Source organism: Phytobacter cepae (genome assembly GCF_054165735.1).
In genome coordinates, this window is record NZ_CM135107.1 from 4,104,646 (window position 1) to 4,124,794 (window position 20,149).

16 protein-coding genes and 1 pseudogene are annotated in these 20,149 nt (G+C 51.7%); 9 read left to right on the top strand and 8 right to left on the bottom strand.

Going from position 1 to position 20,149, the window contains the following annotated elements; all coding sequences use genetic code 11:
* Positions 1-13: 13 nt before the first annotated feature.
* The 5 genes from ACUY4Q_RS19320 to ACUY4Q_RS19340 all read right to left on the bottom strand — a co-directional run bounded on the left by ACUY4Q_RS19320 (position 14) and on the right by ACUY4Q_RS19340 (position 6,724).
* Positions 14-1,264 (bottom strand): beta-barrel domain-containing protein, encoded by a 1,251-nt coding sequence (locus ACUY4Q_RS19320; protein WP_458044319.1) that lies wholly within the window; start codon positions 1,262-1,264, stop codon positions 14-16.
* The gene (locus ACUY4Q_RS19325) at positions 1,254-3,479 is read right to left on the bottom strand and encodes an ATP-binding cassette domain-containing protein (RefSeq protein ID WP_458044320.1); all 2,226 of its coding nucleotides are present in this window, start codon (positions 3,477-3,479) and stop codon (positions 1,254-1,256) included. The genes ACUY4Q_RS19320 and ACUY4Q_RS19325 overlap by 11 nt, the downstream gene beginning before the upstream one ends.
* Entirely contained in the window at positions 3,479-4,666 is a 1,188-nt protein-coding gene (locus tag ACUY4Q_RS19330; RefSeq protein ID WP_458044321.1) for a TolC family protein, read from the bottom strand. Before ACUY4Q_RS19330 ends, ACUY4Q_RS19325 begins: the two co-directional genes overlap by 1 nt.
* 852 nt (positions 4,667-5,518) lie before the next feature.
* A complete protein-coding gene (locus ACUY4Q_RS19335; RefSeq protein WP_458044322.1) occupies positions 5,519-6,076 on the bottom strand; it encodes a histidine phosphatase family protein in 558 nt (185 codons plus the stop codon).
* Between the two features lie 246 nt (positions 6,077-6,322).
* Positions 6,323-6,724, bottom strand: coding sequence for a hypothetical protein (locus ACUY4Q_RS19340; RefSeq protein ID WP_458044323.1), 402 nt, complete (start codon positions 6,722-6,724; stop codon positions 6,323-6,325).
* Between the two features lie 838 nt (positions 6,725-7,562).
* On the opposite strand from ACUY4Q_RS19340, the pseudogene ACUY4Q_RS19345 reads away from it, so the two are divergent.
* Positions 7,563-7,763 (top strand): annotated as a pseudogene (locus ACUY4Q_RS19345) (type VI secretion system protein TssA); the annotation flags it as partial.
* A 156-nt stretch (positions 7,764-7,919) separates the two neighbouring features.
* Here the strand turns inward: ACUY4Q_RS19345 and ACUY4Q_RS19350 are convergent.
* Positions 7,920-9,590, bottom strand: coding sequence for a DnaJ-like cysteine-rich domain-containing protein (locus ACUY4Q_RS19350; RefSeq protein WP_458044324.1), 1,671 nt, complete (start codon positions 9,588-9,590; stop codon positions 7,920-7,922).
* A 534-nt stretch (positions 9,591-10,124) separates the two neighbouring features.
* On the opposite strand from ACUY4Q_RS19350, the gene ACUY4Q_RS19355 reads away from it, so the two are divergent.
* Positions 10,125-10,505 (top strand): hypothetical protein, encoded by a 381-nt coding sequence (locus ACUY4Q_RS19355; protein WP_458044325.1) that lies wholly within the window; start codon positions 10,125-10,127, stop codon positions 10,503-10,505.
* A 934-nt stretch (positions 10,506-11,439) separates the two neighbouring features.
* Positions 11,440-12,642 (top strand): multidrug effflux MFS transporter, encoded by a 1,203-nt coding sequence (locus tag ACUY4Q_RS19360; RefSeq protein ID WP_458044326.1) that lies wholly within the window; start codon positions 11,440-11,442, stop codon positions 12,640-12,642.
* A gap of 7 nt (positions 12,643-12,649) precedes the next feature.
* Here ACUY4Q_RS19360 and ACUY4Q_RS19365 read toward each other — a convergent pair whose 3' ends face one another.
* Together ACUY4Q_RS19365 and ACUY4Q_RS19370 are read right to left on the bottom strand one after the other, a co-directional pair.
* A complete protein-coding gene (locus tag ACUY4Q_RS19365) occupies positions 12,650-13,330 on the bottom strand; it encodes a nitroreductase (RefSeq protein WP_458044327.1) in 681 nt (226 codons plus the stop codon).
* 259 nt (positions 13,331-13,589) lie between these two features.
* Entirely contained in the window at positions 13,590-14,639 is a 1,050-nt protein-coding gene (locus ACUY4Q_RS19370) for an alpha/beta hydrolase (protein WP_458044328.1), read from the bottom strand.
* A 249-nt stretch (positions 14,640-14,888) separates the two neighbouring features.
* On the opposite strand from ACUY4Q_RS19370, the gene ACUY4Q_RS19375 reads away from it, so the two are divergent.
* The 6 genes from ACUY4Q_RS19375 (at position 14,889) to ACUY4Q_RS19400 (ending at position 20,098) form a co-directional block, all read left to right on the top strand.
* A complete protein-coding gene (locus tag ACUY4Q_RS19375; protein WP_458044329.1) occupies positions 14,889-16,055 on the top strand; it encodes an aldo/keto reductase in 1,167 nt (388 codons plus the stop codon).
* Between the two features lie 14 nt (positions 16,056-16,069).
* On the top strand, positions 16,070-16,750 hold the full coding sequence (locus ACUY4Q_RS19380) for a heavy metal response regulator transcription factor (protein ID WP_458044330.1): 681 nt from the start codon (positions 16,070-16,072) through the stop codon (positions 16,748-16,750).
* 15 nt (positions 16,751-16,765) lie between these two features.
* The gene (locus tag ACUY4Q_RS19385; protein WP_458044331.1) at positions 16,766-18,223 is read left to right on the top strand and encodes a heavy metal sensor histidine kinase; all 1,458 of its coding nucleotides are present in this window, start codon (positions 16,766-16,768) and stop codon (positions 18,221-18,223) included.
* A 65-nt stretch (positions 18,224-18,288) separates the two neighbouring features.
* Positions 18,289-18,765, top strand: coding sequence for a (R)-mandelonitrile lyase (locus ACUY4Q_RS19390; protein ID WP_038423563.1), 477 nt, complete (start codon positions 18,289-18,291; stop codon positions 18,763-18,765).
* Positions 18,743-19,504, top strand: coding sequence for a carboxymuconolactone decarboxylase family protein (locus tag ACUY4Q_RS19395; protein ID WP_458044332.1), 762 nt, complete (start codon positions 18,743-18,745; stop codon positions 19,502-19,504). The genes ACUY4Q_RS19390 and ACUY4Q_RS19395 overlap by 23 nt, the downstream gene beginning before the upstream one ends.
* A 9-nt stretch (positions 19,505-19,513) precedes the next feature.
* Positions 19,514-20,098 carry a flavodoxin gene (locus ACUY4Q_RS19400; protein WP_458044333.1) on the top strand — a complete coding sequence of 195 codons (585 nt, stop codon included), beginning with the start codon at positions 19,514-19,516 and terminating at the stop codon, positions 20,096-20,098.
* Positions 20,099-20,149 lie beyond the last annotated feature (51 nt).

A 20,149-nucleotide genomic window follows, 5' to 3' on the forward strand; every position in this document is an offset into this window, starting at 1 on the left:
ACCACCTGAGGTGTCATCGCTCCTGGAATGATTCACTAAGTGTTTTACGCAAAGGTTTAAGTAAAAAGTCCATCAGCGTGCGATCGCCGGTACGGATATCGAGCTGAGAGGTCATGCCCGGCAGGATGTCAAGCTGGCGACCGGTCGTGCTGCGCACAAACTGCCCCTCTTCCTGACGGCCTGCCAGACCTTCTGCATGGCTTTTCAAACGAACATGGACGCGGTAGTAAATTTCCTCACCACGTTGTGTGTTTTCCTTAAGGGTGTCGGCCGACACATAAATCACCTCCCCCTGCAATGCGCCATAAATGGTGTAATCGAAGGGATCGAGGCGCACAGTGGCCGGCAGTCCAACCTGAACGCGGGCAATATCAGCAGGCAGAACCTTGGCCTCAATGATGAGGGCATCATCTGACGGGACGATCTGCATAATCTCATCACCGGCACGCAATACCCCGCCCAGCGTGGTGACGCGGACGTTTTTGACTATCCCCGGCCCCATGGCCGTAAACACGGTATCGTGCACCTGCTGGCGACGACCGGCCATCTGTTGCAAGGTCTGGCCCAGGTCATCTTCTGCCTTGGTGAGATCGGCTCGCGCGTCATCCAAAAACTTATTGCGCCGACCAAGCAGGCGGGCCTGAGCCTCATTAAGCTCGCGCTGTGCGTTAAGCCGCTCACTGGCGCTAACATCGCCAGAACGTTCAAGCCCGTTCACCAGGCTGAGCTTCTGACTGGCTAAATTCACGGCGATCTGCAGCGCGGTAATATCCTCCTTCAGACTCTGACGGCGTTGCACAAACAGCGCGCGTTCAATGTCTGCCTGCTCGCGCAATGCCGGGCCGGGATCGGAGGGGAACTGGGGAGCGGACTGCCCCGTTGATTCTGCGCGAAGTCGGGCAATACGCGCCCTGAGACCGGCGATGCGCGCGTCCACTTCACCCGCTGCTGCCTCAACGCGGGTTGGATCGAGGCGAGCCAGAATCTGCCCCGCTTTAACATGATCACCCTCTTTGACACGCAGCTCGGAAAGGACGCCACCGTCCACGGTCTGGATTATCTGCACCCGGCTGCTGGCGATAACTTCACCGTGTGCCCGTGCGACTTCATCAATGTGAAAAGACATCGCCCATATGACAAAACCCAGCACCAGCGCAACGATGCTCCAGATAAGCCCGGCTGAGAGTCGGCTACGGTGGTAGTTTTCCAGCCGATGCACGCGCGCGGCATCAGCGACCTCATCGTCAAACAGTTCAACGGCCATGGACGACTCCTGCTGAATGTGATGCTTCTGGCATGCGTGTTTTTACGTTCGTGACGTCAACGGTGGGCCTCGGGCTAGCGGCACGGGCCATCAGTCCTGGCATCACCTTGTCTGGAGGGCCATCGCGTACGACGCTCCCTTCCTGCACGACCAGCACGCGGGTAGCAAAATTAATGGCCGCCATTGGACGGTGTGTGGCGACGATGAGGATATCTTCTGGCTGCAGCCTGGCTTGTAATGCTTTCCAGACACGGCTCTCTGCTTCGCCATCAAGCGAGGCCGTCGGTTCATCCAGAAGCCAGATACGTGGACGGGCCATCAGTACACGTGCCAGGCCGACCAGTTGGCGCTGACCGCCAGAGAGACCCGCCCCCCCTTCGCTGATCGCCATATCCATACCCAGCGGATTACTGGCAGCCACCTGATCCAGCGCCAGATCGCGGGCTACCTCCGTCAGCGTGGAGTCGCTGACTGCGCCTGCGAGCATCAAATTGCTTCTGAGCGTACCTTTGAAGAGCTGTACTGCTTGTGGCAGATAGCCAATCTGAGCACTAACCAGTTGGGGGTCAATCTCCCACAAATCGGCATCGCCCAGGCGCACGCGGCCCTCACCGGGGCGATACAGCCCGGCCAGGATCTTCAGCAACGTCGATTTACCGCCGCCAACGGGCCCTAACAGCAGAACGCGTTCACCGGCGTGAAAATTGAGTGCGGGAATATTGAGTTGTTGTACCGGAGACTGCGGAAAGGCGAAGCGCAGCTTTTCCACACCAATATGTTCTGGCAGGCGATCGGGCAACAACAGGGTCTGCCCGGGGCGGCGCTCCCCAGGTTTGCGCAGCAGGTTGTTCACCATATCCAGCGCTTCTTTGACCTGCTGCCACTGCATCAGGTACTGCACGCCCTGGCTCACTGGCCCGATGACGCGCCCGCCCAGAATACTGCACGCAACCATGCCTCCGGTGGTCAAATATCCGGCCTCTACGCCCCAGACGCCCACCACAATCCCCATGACATAGGCCAGCGTCGACAGACTGCCGGTCGTGTTGGTACAGAACTGGCTGAGCGATTTTTGCTGAATGCTGTAGCCCGCGATGGAGTGACTGAGCGTCTGCCAGTCTTGTGCAAAACGCCAGCCAGCATGACTGGCGCGCATAGTCTCAGCCCCGCGAATACTGTCCACTAACAGGCCCAGACGCTCATTGCTGCGCAGCATCTGTTGGCGTGTAAGACGGCGCAAGCGCATGCGGGTGTACAGGCCAAGCGCCAGCGCGACAGGCAGCATCCCGAGGTAAACCCAGCCTACGGGCCCACCGATCAAACCGATAAGCCCGATGAACAGTAATGCAAATGGCAGATCCACGATGCCGAAGACCAGACCGGCAGAGAAAACCTGCCGTACCGAATCCAGCGCCCCTACCTGCGCGGCCAGGGTGCCCAGACTGCCGGGCTGCTGGTCAAGTTGCAGGTGCAGCAAGTGTTCATAGACATGCTGGGAAAGGCGTTTATCCACACTGCTGGCAACGCTGTCCATGATGTGGGCGCGCAGTGTTTTGAGCAGCCAGTCCAGCCCCACAACCAGCACCATCCCGACGACCAGCGTGGTCAGTGTCGCCCAGGCCAGGGTGGGAACCACACGGTCGTAGACCTGCATCGCGAAGAGCGATGTAGGAATGGCCAGGATGTTCACCAGCAGCGTGGCAGCGACGACCCGGTACACCCAGCTACGGTCGCGCAACAGTTCACGCCAGACCAGGCGCATGGCCGGATTTTCGCTCTCAGAGAGATTTTCTGACTGAACCGGTGAAGCCAGGCTGAACCAGAGTACAGCCGTTTCGTCACCCGCAGCCGAACCCGGCGCACCGGTCACAATGTCGTCGACCGGCAGCGTTCGGGATTCAGCACCTTCACGCGTCAGCGTCAGGGTATCGGTTTTCCCTCCTTCACTGTGTCGTTCGGCCAGCCACCATGTCTGGTCGTGCCACATCAGTGCCGGGAGATGACGGGGATCAAAACGCCGCCAGGGAAGTAATGCCAGCCGGACATCTTTCATGCCCGCGTCCGACAGTAAACCGCGCACATGATCCTGTGGGCGATCGTTCACCGGAGGTACGGTCTGCGCACGCGCATATGCCTGCGTTAATGCCGCTTTATTCACCGGGGCGTGCAGCTTGTCCAGCAAGGCCAGTAATTCAGGGAGAGGAACAGGTATCATCAGGGTTGGCTCGCAGACGTGTTAGCTAATTGTGTGCCCGTGGGCTGGGCGCCAGTGATATCGTCCATACGGCCCGTGCGTGCGGCCAGGCGCAGGCAATCGACCCGCCATGCCGATCGCACCGATACCAGCGCTTGTTGTTGTTCGGTTAATTCACGCACGGCGTTGAGGACATCCAGCCAGCTCTTGTAGCCGGATTCGTACTGGCGGCGGAACGATGCCAGCGTGCCGCTGAGTTCAATGACAGACTGCTCATAACCGGCCAGCAGCGTCTGGTTAGCATCACGCTGATCAAGCAACTGGCGGGTCTGGATATCTTCACTGTGGCGTTGTTGGGCCAGATCCTGTCGTGCCGCCTCCACGCGTTCCAGTGCCGCGTTCTGGAGGCCGCGAGACACCAGCCCCAGCCCCTCCATACTGCCGCTCACAACAATATTGATCGTATTGTTATTTCTCTGGTTGGGAATACCGGAGTAGTCATTGCGGGAGGCTTGCAGGGAGACGGTCGGCAGCGATGAGGTACGCTGACGTTCCACATCGGTTTCGGCAAGCGTCACCGCCGCTTCGCGTGCGCGCACGGTCGCACTCTGCGCAAGGATTTGTTCCTGTATAGACTTATCGGCAGGCAGTTTGAGGATGTTGCCAGGAATCGGCAGTTCGCTTGCGACAGGCTCCTGAGTTAAGGACAACAGCGTGGATTCGGCGGTAAGCAGGTCCGATTTGGCCTGTTCGAATGAGGCCCGCGCCTGTAACAGTCGGGCCTTCGCCAGGCTGACATCAGCCGAAGAAGCCAGTCCCCCCTGCGCACGGCGCTGGATCTGTTCCTGCAATGACTGATGGTTGTTAACATTAGACTCAGCAACGGTAAGACGCTCGCGCACCCCCTGCACATTCGCATAGGCCACTGCGGTCTCTTCCAGCAATTGACGACGCGTTGCCCAGGCCGTGGCTTGCTGAGCAAGGGTGTCGTTGTCAGCGTAGTCAATGGCACTGTCGATACGCCCGAAAGCCCATAACGGTTGCGATACGCTCAGCGTGGTCGTACTGGAATCATTGTAACCTGAAATTTGCCCCGTTCCCGCGCTGGCGCCAAGCGTTGGCAAACGTGCCGCGCGAGCACTGTCGGCGCTGGCCTCTTTGGAACGCAGAAGCGCCTGCTGACTGGCGAGACCAGGGTGACGGAGCATGGTGCTTCGCAGTGCGGCAAACAAACCGCCCGCTGAGGTATCGGTAGAAACAGAGTGCGTGGAGGACGAAGGCGCCCTCGCCTGAACCGTCGTCACAGAAATGACAAAGGGTAAAGAAAGTATAATTGCAGGGAGGATGTAAAAACCGTGTCGACCTGAAAGAATCCCCATTTCCTGAAGAGCCCTTTATTTAAGAAAGATTAAAAGACCCGCTGATCATAATTTTTCTCATGTTATCCCGACATAACAGTGAGTTAATAAATGGGGCGGCCGGAATAACGAGCTGGAAATAAGAATAAACTTATTGCTTTACGTAATAATTACCGATTAGCAACATCTATGTCAAGATATGTAATCGTGTAATAAAAGCTGTAATTTAGGGTCAATTGAGGAGATAGATTTACTTAACGCAAATAAGCGTAGAACGAGGAAAATATATCATCGGCGGGCTGTTAGATAAGGCATTATAAAGGTGGGAAAAATAGCAGATTGTAAGCATCGTTACCCGAGGCCCCCAGGCAACCCAGCCAAAAAGAAGATTCATCGCGCTTAGTGGAAATGTGTGAACACGTTCACGACGTGCTCAACCACCTGCGACTGAACCCCGTTGATATGGTCGTGCTCCGCGCCTTCAACCATGTGCCCCATGGGGCATGCGATCACAACATGCCAGTTTCCTCTTCAGCATGGCACGCTCGCTTTTGCTCACCTCTGCGGAGGATTTACTGAGCTTCACTTCCGTTACTTTGCCGTCGAGATCCCGGTAATTTTCGGCATAGTAATCTTTGTCCATCCCGGCATAACCGATGTCTTTGCTGGGGCTAAGAGATATTCATTGGTCTCTGTCCAGGCCTAATGACTTTTTTCGTAGGTGACGGCATGCCAGTAGCCTTTGCCCGTTTTCCCTGTCACGCTAAAGCCTTCCTTTTCTAATCTCGCTCCCAGCATGCGGTTGAAGATGCCGTGCCCCATCAGCAGTACGGTTTGGTTATTTTCTGCAAGCTTAATGAGTTTGCCTGCCGCCTGTGCAGCACGCTTTTGCGCCTGCGAGCGTGATTCAACCTTTGCGGAAAATCCTGCAAGCCAAAGTATCCGTAACCAGAACGCGTAGGTTAAAGGTGATAATTCCAGCCCGAGCAGATTGATCAACGGTAATTGCGCTTCCCTGAAATCAGGATCAATAACCGTGGGTTCAATTCCCAGTTTGTTTAATGAGGTGATGGCTCTGGGTAAGGGACTGGCGACTGAAAGAGAGCGATGCATTGAGAGTAGATTGACTAATGCCGCAGGCGGGTTTTCACGGACTTCACTGTGATCATACGCGGCAATCCATTCTGCCATTTTATCCGCAGTGCATTTGCGGTCGGTTTCAATATCTGGTTTACCGTGCCTTATCAATATGATTTTCATAACTATCCCTGGTTGCTATGGGCAGACCGTAGCATGGGAAGGGCAGGGTTTCTATCCTGAGAATTGAGGGGATACTCAGACCTTGTATTTATCGCGGCACAATCCCGCCATCCGCCCTTCCGGGGTGGGCTGCCAACAGGCTGCACGTTTCTCTTCATCCGCTATTTGAAACCGGCGGGGTATTTAGTGTACTGAACGAGAGTTAAATAAAAACCGGGAGATTCGAGGAGCTTTCCCGGCTTTATATTAGCTATAGTAAGTGAAACCAAAAAAATTATTTGGATCTAAAAACAATTGCCTTTCATTTTCACCATCTTTGTAATTAATCTTAATGGCAGAAAACGAGACTGCTTTATAGTCAATTTGAGTGATTTGTATTTCCTGTTCAGTCTTAAATAATTGTGAATATATAGACATCAAAGAAAATTTGTCATCATCATCAACATCAAACCATTGATTTATATTTTTCAATTGATTATGGCGAACAACCCCATCATCAATATATAATTCGAAGATATTATCATTCACAATGAAATATATCCTCTCATACATTGGGTGGAAAACGGGTGGGTTTTCAGCATCGATATAACCAGAAACTATAACATCACTTATCGTGCCTTGTATCATGCAGTTAAATAATTGTTTCATAGTACATTATTCTCTATGGTGAAAAAAATATCCATGCCTTCCCGACCCAGCGTTGCTGCTGACCACCTCAGACAATGAGGCCATCTTATAAAAACAGGAGTGATGATATCACTTCTGTGATTTAATTATAATGCAATCGGATACAATTTAACCTTATTGAAGGTCGTAAAAAATGAAATATAGCCGTCTGTAATGGGGGCTTGCGACACGTCAATGAAAACCACATCTTCATCCAGTGAATAGTTAATACTCCATCCTTTTCATGTGACAATATCTTTGCAGTAAAAATGATGTTATCACCCACTATTTCAATGCTATCTTTATTTGCATTAACATGAGATATGTTTACTCCCCATTGGAACAACTCATCTATATCCAACTCCGAGTTATAACAAAATGCTGGAGGCGATTCATCCCCACACCATATCGCAATACCGTTGCCTATGTTGGATTGAAATCTCACAAACGAACCATTAAATTCAGTTAAGGTGATATTTTTCATTTTGGGAAAGATACCCTTATGACACTATTATCGACATTGATTACATTATTGAGAGGATCGTATATCCTGGTCTCTTCATGATAATGATGTTTGGTTGGCCCACTATTCATTTCATGATTACCGTAACGCATACTTCGCGTACCCTCCGCTGAAACTATTCTGTCTGGGTCAGGAAGTCCAGTCCCAAGATGAATAGTAGTATGTGGGCCAGTTTTACACAGCCCCCAAGGTTCAATCCAGCTCAGCGGTTCGTCCTCCAGCAGGTTTCCCGCCCTGTCGTAGGTAAAGTGGTCATGGTCATGCCTCTGCCCGGAGAAACCGGACCCTTACAGCGTAGAAACGGGGATCATTCGTGATCGTAACGATGCGCTGGAGCGTTTACGCTGCATTCGCCGTTGGTTTGAGGAAAATGAACCCAGCAGTCCAACCATCCCGCTATTACGTCAGGCGGAACGTCTGGTGGGAAAACGTTTTTCGCAAGTGATTAGCGAAATACCGGTCGAGCTACTGGAAAAATGGGATCAACCTGAGTACTAAACCCGGCATTAAAGTGAGTGAATCATTACCTGCTGCGAATCTGCCCCTGATATTCATAACCAAAGCTCAGAGATGAATAGATATATTCAGCCACGGTAGCGTAATTAATCTTGATTGCGCTCCCCGAACTATTCAGGGAGCCCAGATGATGCTGTTTTAATTAACCGACTGCTTGATCCATTGCAGTAACTCTTTTAATGGATATTGCCCGAAGAGTACGCCATCATGCGTCACCCAAATCGGGCAAAGCATTAACAGGCAAGTTGTGAGGAGGCTCGTCAAAAGCAAACTTACAAACCAGCCGCTGCGTAAAATCTTCTTATTTACCGCCCAGTCAGCCAGATGGGAATCCATTCGCCAGTGGACCCATCCCTTGCGCCATAAATAACCCACAACAGCGATGACAATGGCCGCGATGGCGATAAACGGACCACAGTACCGGGCCAATACTTCAAGGGAGGTGAGTAGTCTTTGTTGATTATCCCAGCGGGTAAAGGGGGTCAGGTAGATGTGTCCCGTCGCGGGATCGCCTATCCAGATTTTGCCATAAGCCGTATAGACCGGCATCAGCAGATAGATAACAATGGCGCTGAAAATTGACCACTTCAACACCGACCAGTTTTGAATGGCTCGGGTGATGGCTTTCAGGCTGGTCAGTGCTTCATCAATATAGGTTGTGGTCACCCCGCGATTCATCGCTTCGCGGAGCATCTCCCCGGATTTCCCCGCCCGGTTGGCATCCAGCATCTCCTGATGGGCTTCCGATTCCATAAATGTGGCGACGGTTTTACGACTAAACGCCGCGACAAATGGGTTGAGCAATTTCCCATAGGTGGCTTGGTGGACAAGGTTATCGAGATCGTTTTTGAGCATCAGTTCAACGACATGTCCCGCGTCAAGTATGTGCGGATGACGACCGTAAACAATCCATTGAATGGGCTGATCGGTAAGCTGCGCCTGCTGTAACTGGCTGTTAAATCTGGCAAAAGGCAGGCTGCCATTGTAGGTAAAATTAACGCTACGCAACCCCTCATCGATATGTGAATCCGCCAGTTCGACGACGCCATAGTTTTCAAGTTCGGGGATACCTGCTTTGTAGAGGCCATCTTTGATGAACGTCTGCACATCCTGGCGATAATAAACCAACTGGTACTGAGGCACTGCCACGCTGGAAAGCTGGGTAATACGGGTCGTTTCTCCCGTCCCCTCACAGGGGGAGCAGCGCTGTCTACCCGAGCCGATGCAGTGGCTACAGCTTACATGACCTGCGGAGCAGGAGGTGCAACTGCGATAATAACTCTCTACGCGATACTGTTTTGTATAGTGATCGAAATGGTTACGCTGATCCAATACCTGTCCGCTTCCTCCACAGGTGGTGCAGGTCAAGCGACCAGAACCATGGCACCATGAACAGTTGACCTGCCCGCGCCCGCCGCACTGGACGCAGTTTTCGATTAAGCAGAGGCGCGTTGGGTGAGAGTAGATCACCCTCTCTTTTTTAATGGCGCCGTAAGGTTGAGAAAGTACCAGCGAGCGGGCTTCACGAAGGGTTTGCACACGAGATAAGACAGCGCTGGTTTCAGCTTGCAGTGCCTGGGAATACTGGCCGTCATGATTAAAAACCTGGGTGCCGTTTCCGGCGCTGACTCTTCCCACCTGAACGTGGTGTTGAGTCTCGACACGAAAATGGAGACTTAAGTTAACCCGGTAGTCAAAATCAATCTTTTCGACTAATTCCAGATCAAGTTTATCGGACTGTAACCTCGTAGAGCGTTCAACGAAGTTTTGAATTGTTGCAGAACACGTTTCCAACCACGCGTCTTTCATCTTCATTCCCTAAATTGAGTTTAGTAATCAGGAGAATGATATATCTTTGCCTGGTTAAGGCAACTACTAATAAACAGAGTCAGAAGTAACAAAGATGCAGCACCGGACATATATGAAAAAAATGACTTATGCTGGATTAAATAACACATTTAATAATGGCAATAATTTATTCCTGTTAAATTTAGCATCTCGATAAAATATATTTAAGACGTTTGAGAAGAATACCATTCACTTTTCATTCTGAATACGTTATTTATCCCGCGCGTGCAGGCTGGAACAGGTAAACAATAGGTTCAGTTGAAAAGAGATAATACACTTCATGGTTTTGTGCGGAGGGCTATAAGGGAGTAACTGCATCATGCTGATTCAGCTATTGCTTCAAAGTTCGCAAGACATATGTACAGCTGGTGCATCAGGCATTGAAAGATACAGTTTTGAGGATAATCCGAATGATGAACACACATTAAAAATGCGATTGCCGTATGTAAGCGCATAAGCGATCCTACTTCCGTGGACAACGCATCAAAGAGACTTATGAAAAGTTACCTTAAGCTTATTCCTCTATTCCCATTTGCTATGTTGGCTGGTTGTGATGATGAGCAACCGCCTACTGCAGAACAGATTAAAAGCGGTCTTGAGCATTTATTCATTTCCTCAAAAACCAGTCCAGATGACCAATATGAGTATGGCATAACTGACATTATCTCAGTAGATATCCTTGGTAATGGATGCGAGAAACAAAGAGAGTCTATCAATTGGTCTTGTGATATCGCGATCAACTATGTGAATTACCAGGGAAGAATGGTTAAAAGACTCACCACAATGAACTTCTATTACCATCAAAAAAAGGTCGTTCCGAGCCTGCTGGATGGCATGCAAATTTTTAACCCTGAGGACATCCGGGAAAAAAAATAGTACTGAATGATGCTTTTTTAATGGATACCGCTAATTTTCCTCGATGCTGACGATGATATAGCAGACGGGTTCATTGAAAAACGATGGCAAGCAGCTACTGCGTCGCAAGCCGACGTCATAATCTTTAATGGCTGGCATTCTAGTGCTGACCTACATCGAAGAGCAGTCCACCGAAAGCAGCCATATGGGGCGACCCTGTCAGGTCATGAGTGGATTAGACAGTGCGTTACACGCCGTGAATGGCCACATTACCTGTGGTTGCAGATGGTCAAGTCAGCCTATATCAGACAACACTCACTGCACTTCCAGTCCGGTAAGAGCCATAAAGACATTATCTGGACGGTTCATCTTGCAGCGAGAAATGGCCAGCTCTGCATATGGGATGTTAAGGACTATATCTATAACAGCAATAGGACCTCTATCACGCACCGACCGGATTACTACGATGTTCGTGCAATAAGCTATGTTGAAGTGATCGCCGAAATCATCCAGCTAGCGGGGCAGGAACAAAACAAAAAAATAAAGATATTTTTTTACAGACATGCGCTGGTGGAAGCTCGTCACTTTTTGGGGCTTTACCGAAAAAAACACAGGATAAGTCAGGTGTGGAAGAATACTTCAAAGTAAAGATACCTCTATATTTTCTGGCCAGAGGCATAGGAAGTTTCAGCGATTTATTTTTTTTCTTAAAAATGATGTGGAAAATTCTTTAAGTAAAAACTCAAGATATTTTCTAATGGATGTTCGGACAAAGTCAGTTTATTGCAACAAGGGAAAGCCTATTATCTGGTTTATTCATCATCATTTCTGTGTTGCTCAATGCCATGTAAAAGATTAATGAATATCACTCATAGTCCCTATCCTCCCCCCTGTGATTATCAGCGAGCACAAACCCGTTAACATACCCCTATCTCTTCATGTCCAACGGATCACCATGCTTAATCAACAGGCACGTACACAGTCGGCTACAGCTAAAAAAACAGGTCTCTCGTTTCTACTCATTCTCAGCGCCCTGATGGCTGTTACCTCTTTATCAACCGACATCTATCTTCCGGCTATGCCCATGATGGCCAAAGATTTGCAGGGTGACGCAGAGCTGACAATCACAGGGTTTCTTATCGGCTTTTGCATCGCACAACTGATATGGGGACCAATTAGCGATCGTTATGGGCGTCGACTGCCGCTGTTTATCGGTTTAGGTCTATTCATCATCGGCTCGGTGGGCTGCGCGTTATCAACGGATATCGTGCAAATTGTCTTCTGGCGTGTTTTTCAGGCGTTAGGTGCCTGTACCGGGCCGATGCTGGCACGGGCAATGATCCGTGACCTGTTTAGCCGTACTCGTGCAGCACAAATGCTTTCGACGCTGATGATAATCATGGCCATCGCGCCGATTGCCGGGCCCCTGATTGGCGGGCAGATGATTAAAGTCACCTCATGGCATGCCATTTTCTGGCTGCTGGCGATTATCGGAACATTAATGCTGATGTCTTTATTCTGGTTACCAGAAACATTACCTGCCGAAAAACGCTCACAAGCCTCCGTAACCAGAGCCTTTCACAACTACTATGCCTTGCTCACCAACGCCAGATACATGCGATTTACTTTGTGCCTGACCTTCTACTACGTTGCAGCCTACGCCTTTATCACCGGTTCCCCGTTTGTGTACATCACGTACTTCGGTGTTGACCCGCAGCATTACGGTTGGCTGTTTGCAGTAAACATTGTTGGACTGATGGCGGTGAGCATGGTCAACAGACGTCTGGTTCACCGCTATCCACTGGAAGCGTTGCTCAGGAATGCCGTATTCATCGCCACTATTGCGGCGATAGTGCTTGCGGTCACCACCGGCCTGGGTGTGGGTGGAATTACCGTGATTGTCGGCGCTGTGTTCGTGTTCTTCTCTATGAATGGCATCATCGCGGCGACATCCACGGCTTGCGCTCTGGACGCAGTGCCTAATGTGGCTGGCTCCGCATCGGCGCTAATGGGGGCATTACAATACGGCAGCGGCATCATCTCTTCACTGCTTCTTGCCCTGTTCAGTGATGGCACACCATGGACGATGGGATGGATAATTGCGTTGTTTACAGCAGCCAGCGCCCTGATGGCACTGACCGTTAAGATAAAAAAATAAAACGTCGTTATTGATGCCAGACGACACTTTCGTCCAGAGATACCCGTCCTTCCCTGTAACTCAGGGAGGGATGCGTTTTATCTGGGCTCCCAAAAGAAATACCGTAAAGCAGCCTGAAACCTTCAGGAACATTTAATATTCGACGCACCGTTTGGGCAAAATAACTCAGCACTGCCTGTGGAACGCCTGCGTAACCGCGAGCTGCCAGGGAAAGCAGGAATGTCTGGGCATACATACCGGCGTCCGAGGCTACGCGAACGTTGTCCCCTACAGCAGGAATGAACAGCAGGGCAACATGAGGCGCGCCGAAAAATCTCACATTACGCTCGACCACTTCTGAGCGACTTAAGTTATCCCCCCGCGCAACGCCCAGTGCCTGATAGTACGAGCGCCCCTGTTCCGAAGCCCGTTGCCTGAATGGCTCGGGATAAGCTTCTTTATCAAACGTAAAATCAAGGCTGTAGTTTCCCGCCCTCAGATCTTCCGTCAGTGCGTGGCTTAATTCACTAAGTTTGTCTCCTGCAACGATATGCATGGACCAGGGTTGAGTATTGCAGTTGGATGGTGCGCATTGCGCTTCGAGCAAAATGTCTTTGAGGATATCGCTGGGGATGTGAGATGGAAGAAAGGCTCTAGCCGAGTATCTGTTTTTTACTACCTCACTAAATGTTGGCTCTTGCGTACTCATTTGCTTCTCCGCCTGAAAGTAATTTGAAGTGAATGATTCACTCTCTCCCGAACAATCCTGTCACATCAGGCTCATCGTTTTCATTCCCGGTTCCAGATTAGGTCTATGAATTCCATTCATAGCGTCTATTTAAGCAGCGTAATTATCTTTAACCGCAACTTCGTTAATCTGGGTCTATCGCGTGAACACGCAAGCGGAAAGTGGCTACAGCTGATGGACACGCCCCAGCCTGCGCGGCTGGGGTGTCATTGGAGGCTAACTAAATATTCTTATCGAAGAAGATGTCTAACTTTTGCAAAGCCTCATCAACGTATTTTGGCACCCAATACGTCTCGATATGGGTAGCGCCATCGATCAGGAAGAGTTCTTTGTCCTTCGTACCGGTGGCTTTCGCGAACGCGTCTTCAGTCATATAGAGCGTATCCGCTTTTGTACCGGCAATCATCAGCAGCGGTTTATTGATGAGATTGATATGGTCCGTTACGTCAAAGCTCATCAAATCCAGAAGACTGCTGGTGGTGTATTTAAACGTGGAGTTCGGGTGCGCGTGGGTTTTCCAGTAGTACTCGTAGCCCTGGCGATACAAGGCAAAAGGTAATTTAGCAATCTGTTCATCAGTCAGGTTGGCATCGCCGGAGTAAAGCACTTCTCCTCCGGCTGCTTCCTGAGCACGAGCGTCAGAAGCCTGCTCAAGACGCTGCTGGATAGTATCCAGCTGTGAATCCTGCATACCGTTGCGGCGCACAAGGCCTGAATTAAACATGCTGATGGTTGCTATCGATTTGAACCGCTTGTCAGTTTCAGCCGCAACAAGTGAATACCCGCCGCCTCCGCAAATACCCAGCAGACCAAGGCGGGCGGTATCTACACCGGGATACTGGCTGATGTAGTCAGCCATGCCATGGATAGCCTCAATGCGATTAGCGGGTTTATCCACGCTGCGCGGCATCCCACCGCTAGCACCCTGATAAGCCGCGTCGGCGGTAATCGTGATGTAGCCCTGTTCGGCGAGACGCTGGGCATACAACCCGGCAACCTGTTCTTTTACGCCGCCATTAGGATGTGCCACCACTACAGCAGGGTATTTTTTGGCGGGATCGTAGTTAGCAGGGGTATAAACATTCGCAGCAATCTGGATGCCATGCAGATCGTATTTTACCGGATGAATGTTGACCTTGCCTTTGACGTTCTCGGTGATGGCACCGTCATAGACGAGTGTGAATGGATTTTTTTTGTAATCAGCCGCATTGACTGAGGTCACTCCAGCCATTGCCGTGAGTAGCATTGCACTGATAAGCGTGAATTTCATGATCTCTCCCGATGAATGTCGGCCTGGTATACAGGCTCGCGGAATCAAATTTGCAGGCTCAGATTAGGCGGAGAGGGCTGTCAGCATCGTGACAGGGAAATAACATTTTTGTCAGGAAACAGGCTGGGATGGGAAAGCATTTCTGACAGCGCTGTCAGGTAGCCGTCAGCTTTATGTTGGCAATCCAAAGGCAGAATGGTCTCGCTTAAATGAGATTCATGTTCAATTTTCTGAGAAACGGAGCGATCAATGAAAAGCCAGGATGCCCCAACAATGCCAGAGCGGCGCAAGCTATTAGTCGCCGGGGCCGGAATTGCCGCCGCCTCGCTGATTCCGCACATATCAGCGGCGAGCCAATCCTCTCAGGTCGATTCATCCAGACAACCCAGCCAACGCAATGCTGCTCCGGGCAAGCGTAAACTCGGGAAGCTGGAAGTTTCTGCCGTCGGTCTGGGCGTGCAGAACATGAGTCGTAAATACGACACCTCCGTTCCCTGGCGTCCCGAGATGATCAATGTTATCCACCGGGCATTTGATGAAGGGGTAACGCTCTTTGACGCTGCTGAAGCCTACGGCCCGTTTGAAGTCGAAAAAATTCTCGGAGAAGGCGTCGCCCCGTTCAGGGACAAAATCGTTATCGCCACCAAGTTTGGCTGGAACATTGACCAACAGACGGGTAAGCGTCTGCCGGGCCTTAACAGCAGACCTGAGCATATCCGACAGGTCGTCGACAATATGCTCAAACGCCTGCGTACCGATCGTATCGATTTACTGTATCAGCACCGGGTTGATCCACAGATCCCGATCGAAGATGTCGCCGGTATGGTTAAGGATTTAATGGATCAAGGAAAAGTCCTGCACTGGGGTTTGTCTGAAATGGGCATCAACACGTTGAGACGCGCTCATGCGGCATTACCCGTTACCGCCGTACAAAGTGAATACTCCATGCTCTGGCGCGGCCCTGAAAAGCAGGTACTGCCGGTGTGTGAAGAGCTGGGCATTGGGTTTGTGCCATGGAGTCCACTCGGTGTGCAGTTTTTAACGGGCTGGATTGATGAGAGTACCCGGTTCGCTGCCGGTGATTTCCGCGCGACAGAAACGCGTTTCTCGCCTCAAAACTTGCCACACAACTTACAGCTGGTTGAGCTACTGAAATCCTGGGCAATACGAAAAAATGCCGCACCGGGACAGATTGCGCTGGCATGGCTCCTGGCGCGTAAACCCTGGATTGTTCCCATCCCTGGCACCACCAATAAAGACCATATGCTGCAAAACACAGCGGCTACCGGCGTATCGCTGACTTCCGCTGAGATGACCGAGCTCACCCGCTCACTGGATGCGATCACTATCCAGGGGCAACGTCTGCCGGATGCCGTGCAGGTTTATTCCGATGTTGAAGCACCAATGAAAAGTTAAGAGGAAGTCCCGTTATGCGCCTGTTGTTAGTCGAAGATGAAGAAAAAACGTCAACCTATCTCTCCCGTGCGCTGGGTGAGTCCGGGTTTACGGTAGATGTCTCTGCAGATGGCGCTGAAGGTCTTCATTACGCGCTGGAGTTCGACTACGACGCGATAATACTGGATGTGATGCTGCCGGGGATGGACGGCTACCGGGTACTTGAGGGTGTGCGGGCAGTCAAACAGACCCCGGTGCTGATGCTCTCGGCTCGCGGCTCGGTCGACGAGCGCGTTAAAGGACTGCGTCTTGGCGCAGATGATTATCTCCCCAAGCCCTTTTCCCTTATTGAGCTGGTGGCGCGTATTCAGGCACTGGTACGTCGCCGCGCTACGGATGGCGCAGACATCACCCAACTGCAAATTCACGATCTGCATCTCGACTTACTGGCTCGCCGCGTATTTCGCGCCGGAACGCGACTGGAGCTGACCGCGAAAGAGTTTTCCTTGCTGAGCCTTCTGGCCCGGCATCAGGGGGAGATCCTGTCAAAAATGATGATTGCGGAGCAGATATGGGACATGAATTTTGACAGCGATGCCAACGTGGTTGAAGTGGCCATTAAACGACTTCGGGCCAAAGTGGATGCCCCGTTCGATATCAAACTGCTGCATACCGTTCGTGGCATGGGGTATGTTCTTGAAGCCCGGTCAGAATAAATGAAGGGGATAAGCATGCCTAAGCGTTCCATCTCCGTTCATCTGGCGCTGATGTTTGCCTTATCCGCGCTGCTGATTGTCTCTGTTATCGGTATCCTGCTCAGAAGCTCCTTGCATGATTCTTTGCAAAAGCAGATGCACAACGAGCTGTTGTTCCGGGAATCATTAATGAGTCCGTGGATCACTGCACGAACCTCGGCTGACGGCTGGTCGACGCTGGCCAATAAATTTACCGTATTAACCAATTCTGAAGGTGAGCGCGTTCGCTACTGGATAGTGAGCGATAACCCACGCTTTAGCATGGGGGGAACACCCCCGGTGGGTGTTCAGTGGTCTTCTCTACAGGAAGGCTTCAATAAAGTGCCAGGTGCATCAGAAGGTGCCTGCTCGCTGTTCCTGTTAGTCAAAACCATCCCCGCCAACGGTGAAAGGCCTGAGCTGCGCTATGTGGTTGCCATCGACTCCACGCCGTACATGGGCACACTCGATGCGTTCACGCGTACATTACTGATCATTACCGCACTGGGCGTCGTGATTGTCGCCTTACTGGGATACGTCGTTTCAAGGATCGGTCTTCGTCCCGTTGGCGCGCTCAGTAAACAAGCCCGGCATCTTGCACCGGGTGACCATGGCCAGCGCCTGAATACCCGCGCTTTGCCAGAAGAACTGCAGCAACTGGCGTCATCATTTAATGGCGTGTTAGAACGTCAGGAAATCGCCTGGCGTCAGCTCGACAGCTTTAACGCCGATGTTGCGCATGAACTCCGGACTCCGCTGACTAACCTGATTGGCCAGACGCAGCTGGGGCTTTCGCGCCGACGCTCGCAGGATGAACTGGAAGAGTTACTGGGCTCCAATCTGGAAGAACTTGAACGCATGACGTCTATCGTTAACGACATGCTGTTCCTTTCCCATGCCCATGCGGGTGAACATGCATCCCAGCTTACGCAGGTCTCCCTGCGGGAAGAAACCCTGAAAACAGCGGAGTATGTGGAACCCTCTTTTGCTGAGAAACTGCTCTCTCTGGATGTTCAGGGCGATGTCACCGCGCACATCGACCGACGACTGTTCCACCGCTCACTGGCTAATTTACTGGAAAATAGCGCAAGACACTCACCCTCCAACAGCACGATTACGGTGCGGTTAAGCGAAACCGGTCATCAAGCCTGTGTTGAAGTTTCAAACCCGGGCGATCCGATAACACCAGAGCACTTACACCGACTTTTCGAGCGGTTCTATCGCGTTGATACCTCCCGAGCCAGGAGTGATACCCATCATGGACTGGGCCTGTCGATCGTGCGTGCCGTCGCCATTATGCACCGGGGAGATGTCTTTGCGCGTAGTGAAGGTGGCATCAATACATTTGGCCTCACCTTTGCGATACAAGCGGATAAAGCGGCGGGCAATGCTCACTCCGGCGCTGAGCCGGAACCCGGGTTAACTGACAGAATTGTCAGGGGGGCGTCAGCCTGACGTCATTACCCCCTCGATAAAATCATCGCAGGCAATCCCCCTCTTCATTGATAAGGACGCTTTGCATGATCGGACATTTACGTTACCTCGGGCTGTTACTGCCTATTACATTTTCATCCTGGGCAGCGGAGCAAAATCCCGCTGTCCATATCGCCCCTGCAGGAAGTCAGAATGCGGTGTTCGGGCCAGCCGAGAACTTTACCGGTCGTGTCAGGGTTGATCCTCTCTTCAAACCGGATAACGACATCAGTGCTTCCGGGGCTTATGTCACGTTTGAACCCGGCGCTCGTTCCGCCTGGCATACGCATCCGGCAGGTCAGCGGCTGATTGTGACCTCAGGTGTTGGGCTCACCCAGCAAGAAGGCCAGCCGGTGCAGGTTATCCGCGCCGGTGACATTGTCTCTTGCCCGGCGGGCGTCAAACACTGGCACGGGGCGGCACCCGGCAGCGCGATGACACATCTGGCGATAACCGGGATTGTGGATGGCAAAAGCGTTAACTGGAAGGAGTTAGTGACAGATGAACAATACCACGCCCATTAAAGCATTAGCGGCAGCGGTACTGCTGACCTTTGGTTTTGGTCTCGCGGCACATGCTGCGCCCGTCAATAAAGGAGCCTCAGAAATGAACCACGAACAAAGGGTTTCAGATACGCTGTCAGCCAGCCAACAGGCCATCCCGTTGATTGCGGCATCGATGGCCAGCAGCCAGATGGATAAGCTGAATGCCGCCCTGAATCAGGGTCTTGACGCCGGACTCACGATAAACGAAGCCAAAGAGATTCTCGTCCAGCTTTATGCCTATACGGGCTTCCCGCGTAGCCTGAATGCACTTAGTGAACTGATGAAGGTCGTCGAAGCACGTAAACAACGTGGTATCAAAGATGTTGAGGGTAAAGAACCCGTTGCCCCAATCCCTGTCGGGGATGAACTTCGCCGTGTCGGTACCGCAAACCAGACAAAAATCTCAGGAGCTCCCGTGCAGGGTCCGCTATTTGATTTTGCCCCGGTCATTAACCAGTTTCTGCAAACGCATCTTTTCGGCGACATTTTCGCCCGCGATAACATTGGCTGGCAAAGCCGCGAGCTGGCAACGGTTGGCGCATTAGCGGCCACGCCGGGCGTCGAATCACAACTGCTGTCGCATACGCGAGCAAGCATACGGGTCGGCCTGACGGCGTCGCAGCTGCGCCAGCTGGCACAGGTTCTGCGTGAACATGGCGAAAGTGATGCAGCAACGCGAGCTGAAAAGGCGCTGCAGCAGGCGCTCGCAAACAATTAGGAGTGGGTTATGGAGCATGATCCCAACCGCAGAATGTTAATCGCCGCACTTGCCGGGCTGACGCTGGCGAACGTTGCTTTTGCCTCAGCTGCGACCGGAACCGCAAACGTGCAGGGTAAAAGCCGTGTTCTGGTGGCGTACTTTTCCCGCAGCGGAAATACACGGGTGATTGCGGGCGTCATTCACCGCAGCCTGAATACCGATCTGTTTGAAATCGAACCGGCTACGCCTTATCCGGAAGACTATTTTCAGACCGTTGAACAGGCGAAAAATGAGCGTGAGCGGGGAGTCAAACCCGCATTGAAAAATAGCGTCGCAGATATTTCACGCTACGAGACCCTGTATTTAGGCTTTCCGATCTGGGGGACCAGCGTGCCGCCTGTTGTGCAAGCATTTCTCAGCAGCCACAACCTTGCGGGCAAATTACTCATCCCCTTCATTACTCACGGTGGCTACGGTAAAGGAGACAGCGACGACATCCTTACCCGTCTTGCTCCGACTGCACGTCGGGAAAAACCGCTGGTCATTGAATGCGACCAAGAGCGAAGAACCACTGAAACGGTCACCAGCTGGTTAGAGACAATACGCATTTAATCGTCCGCATTCATGAGTCTGCCAAATAAGGGCAATCAGGGGTACTAAATA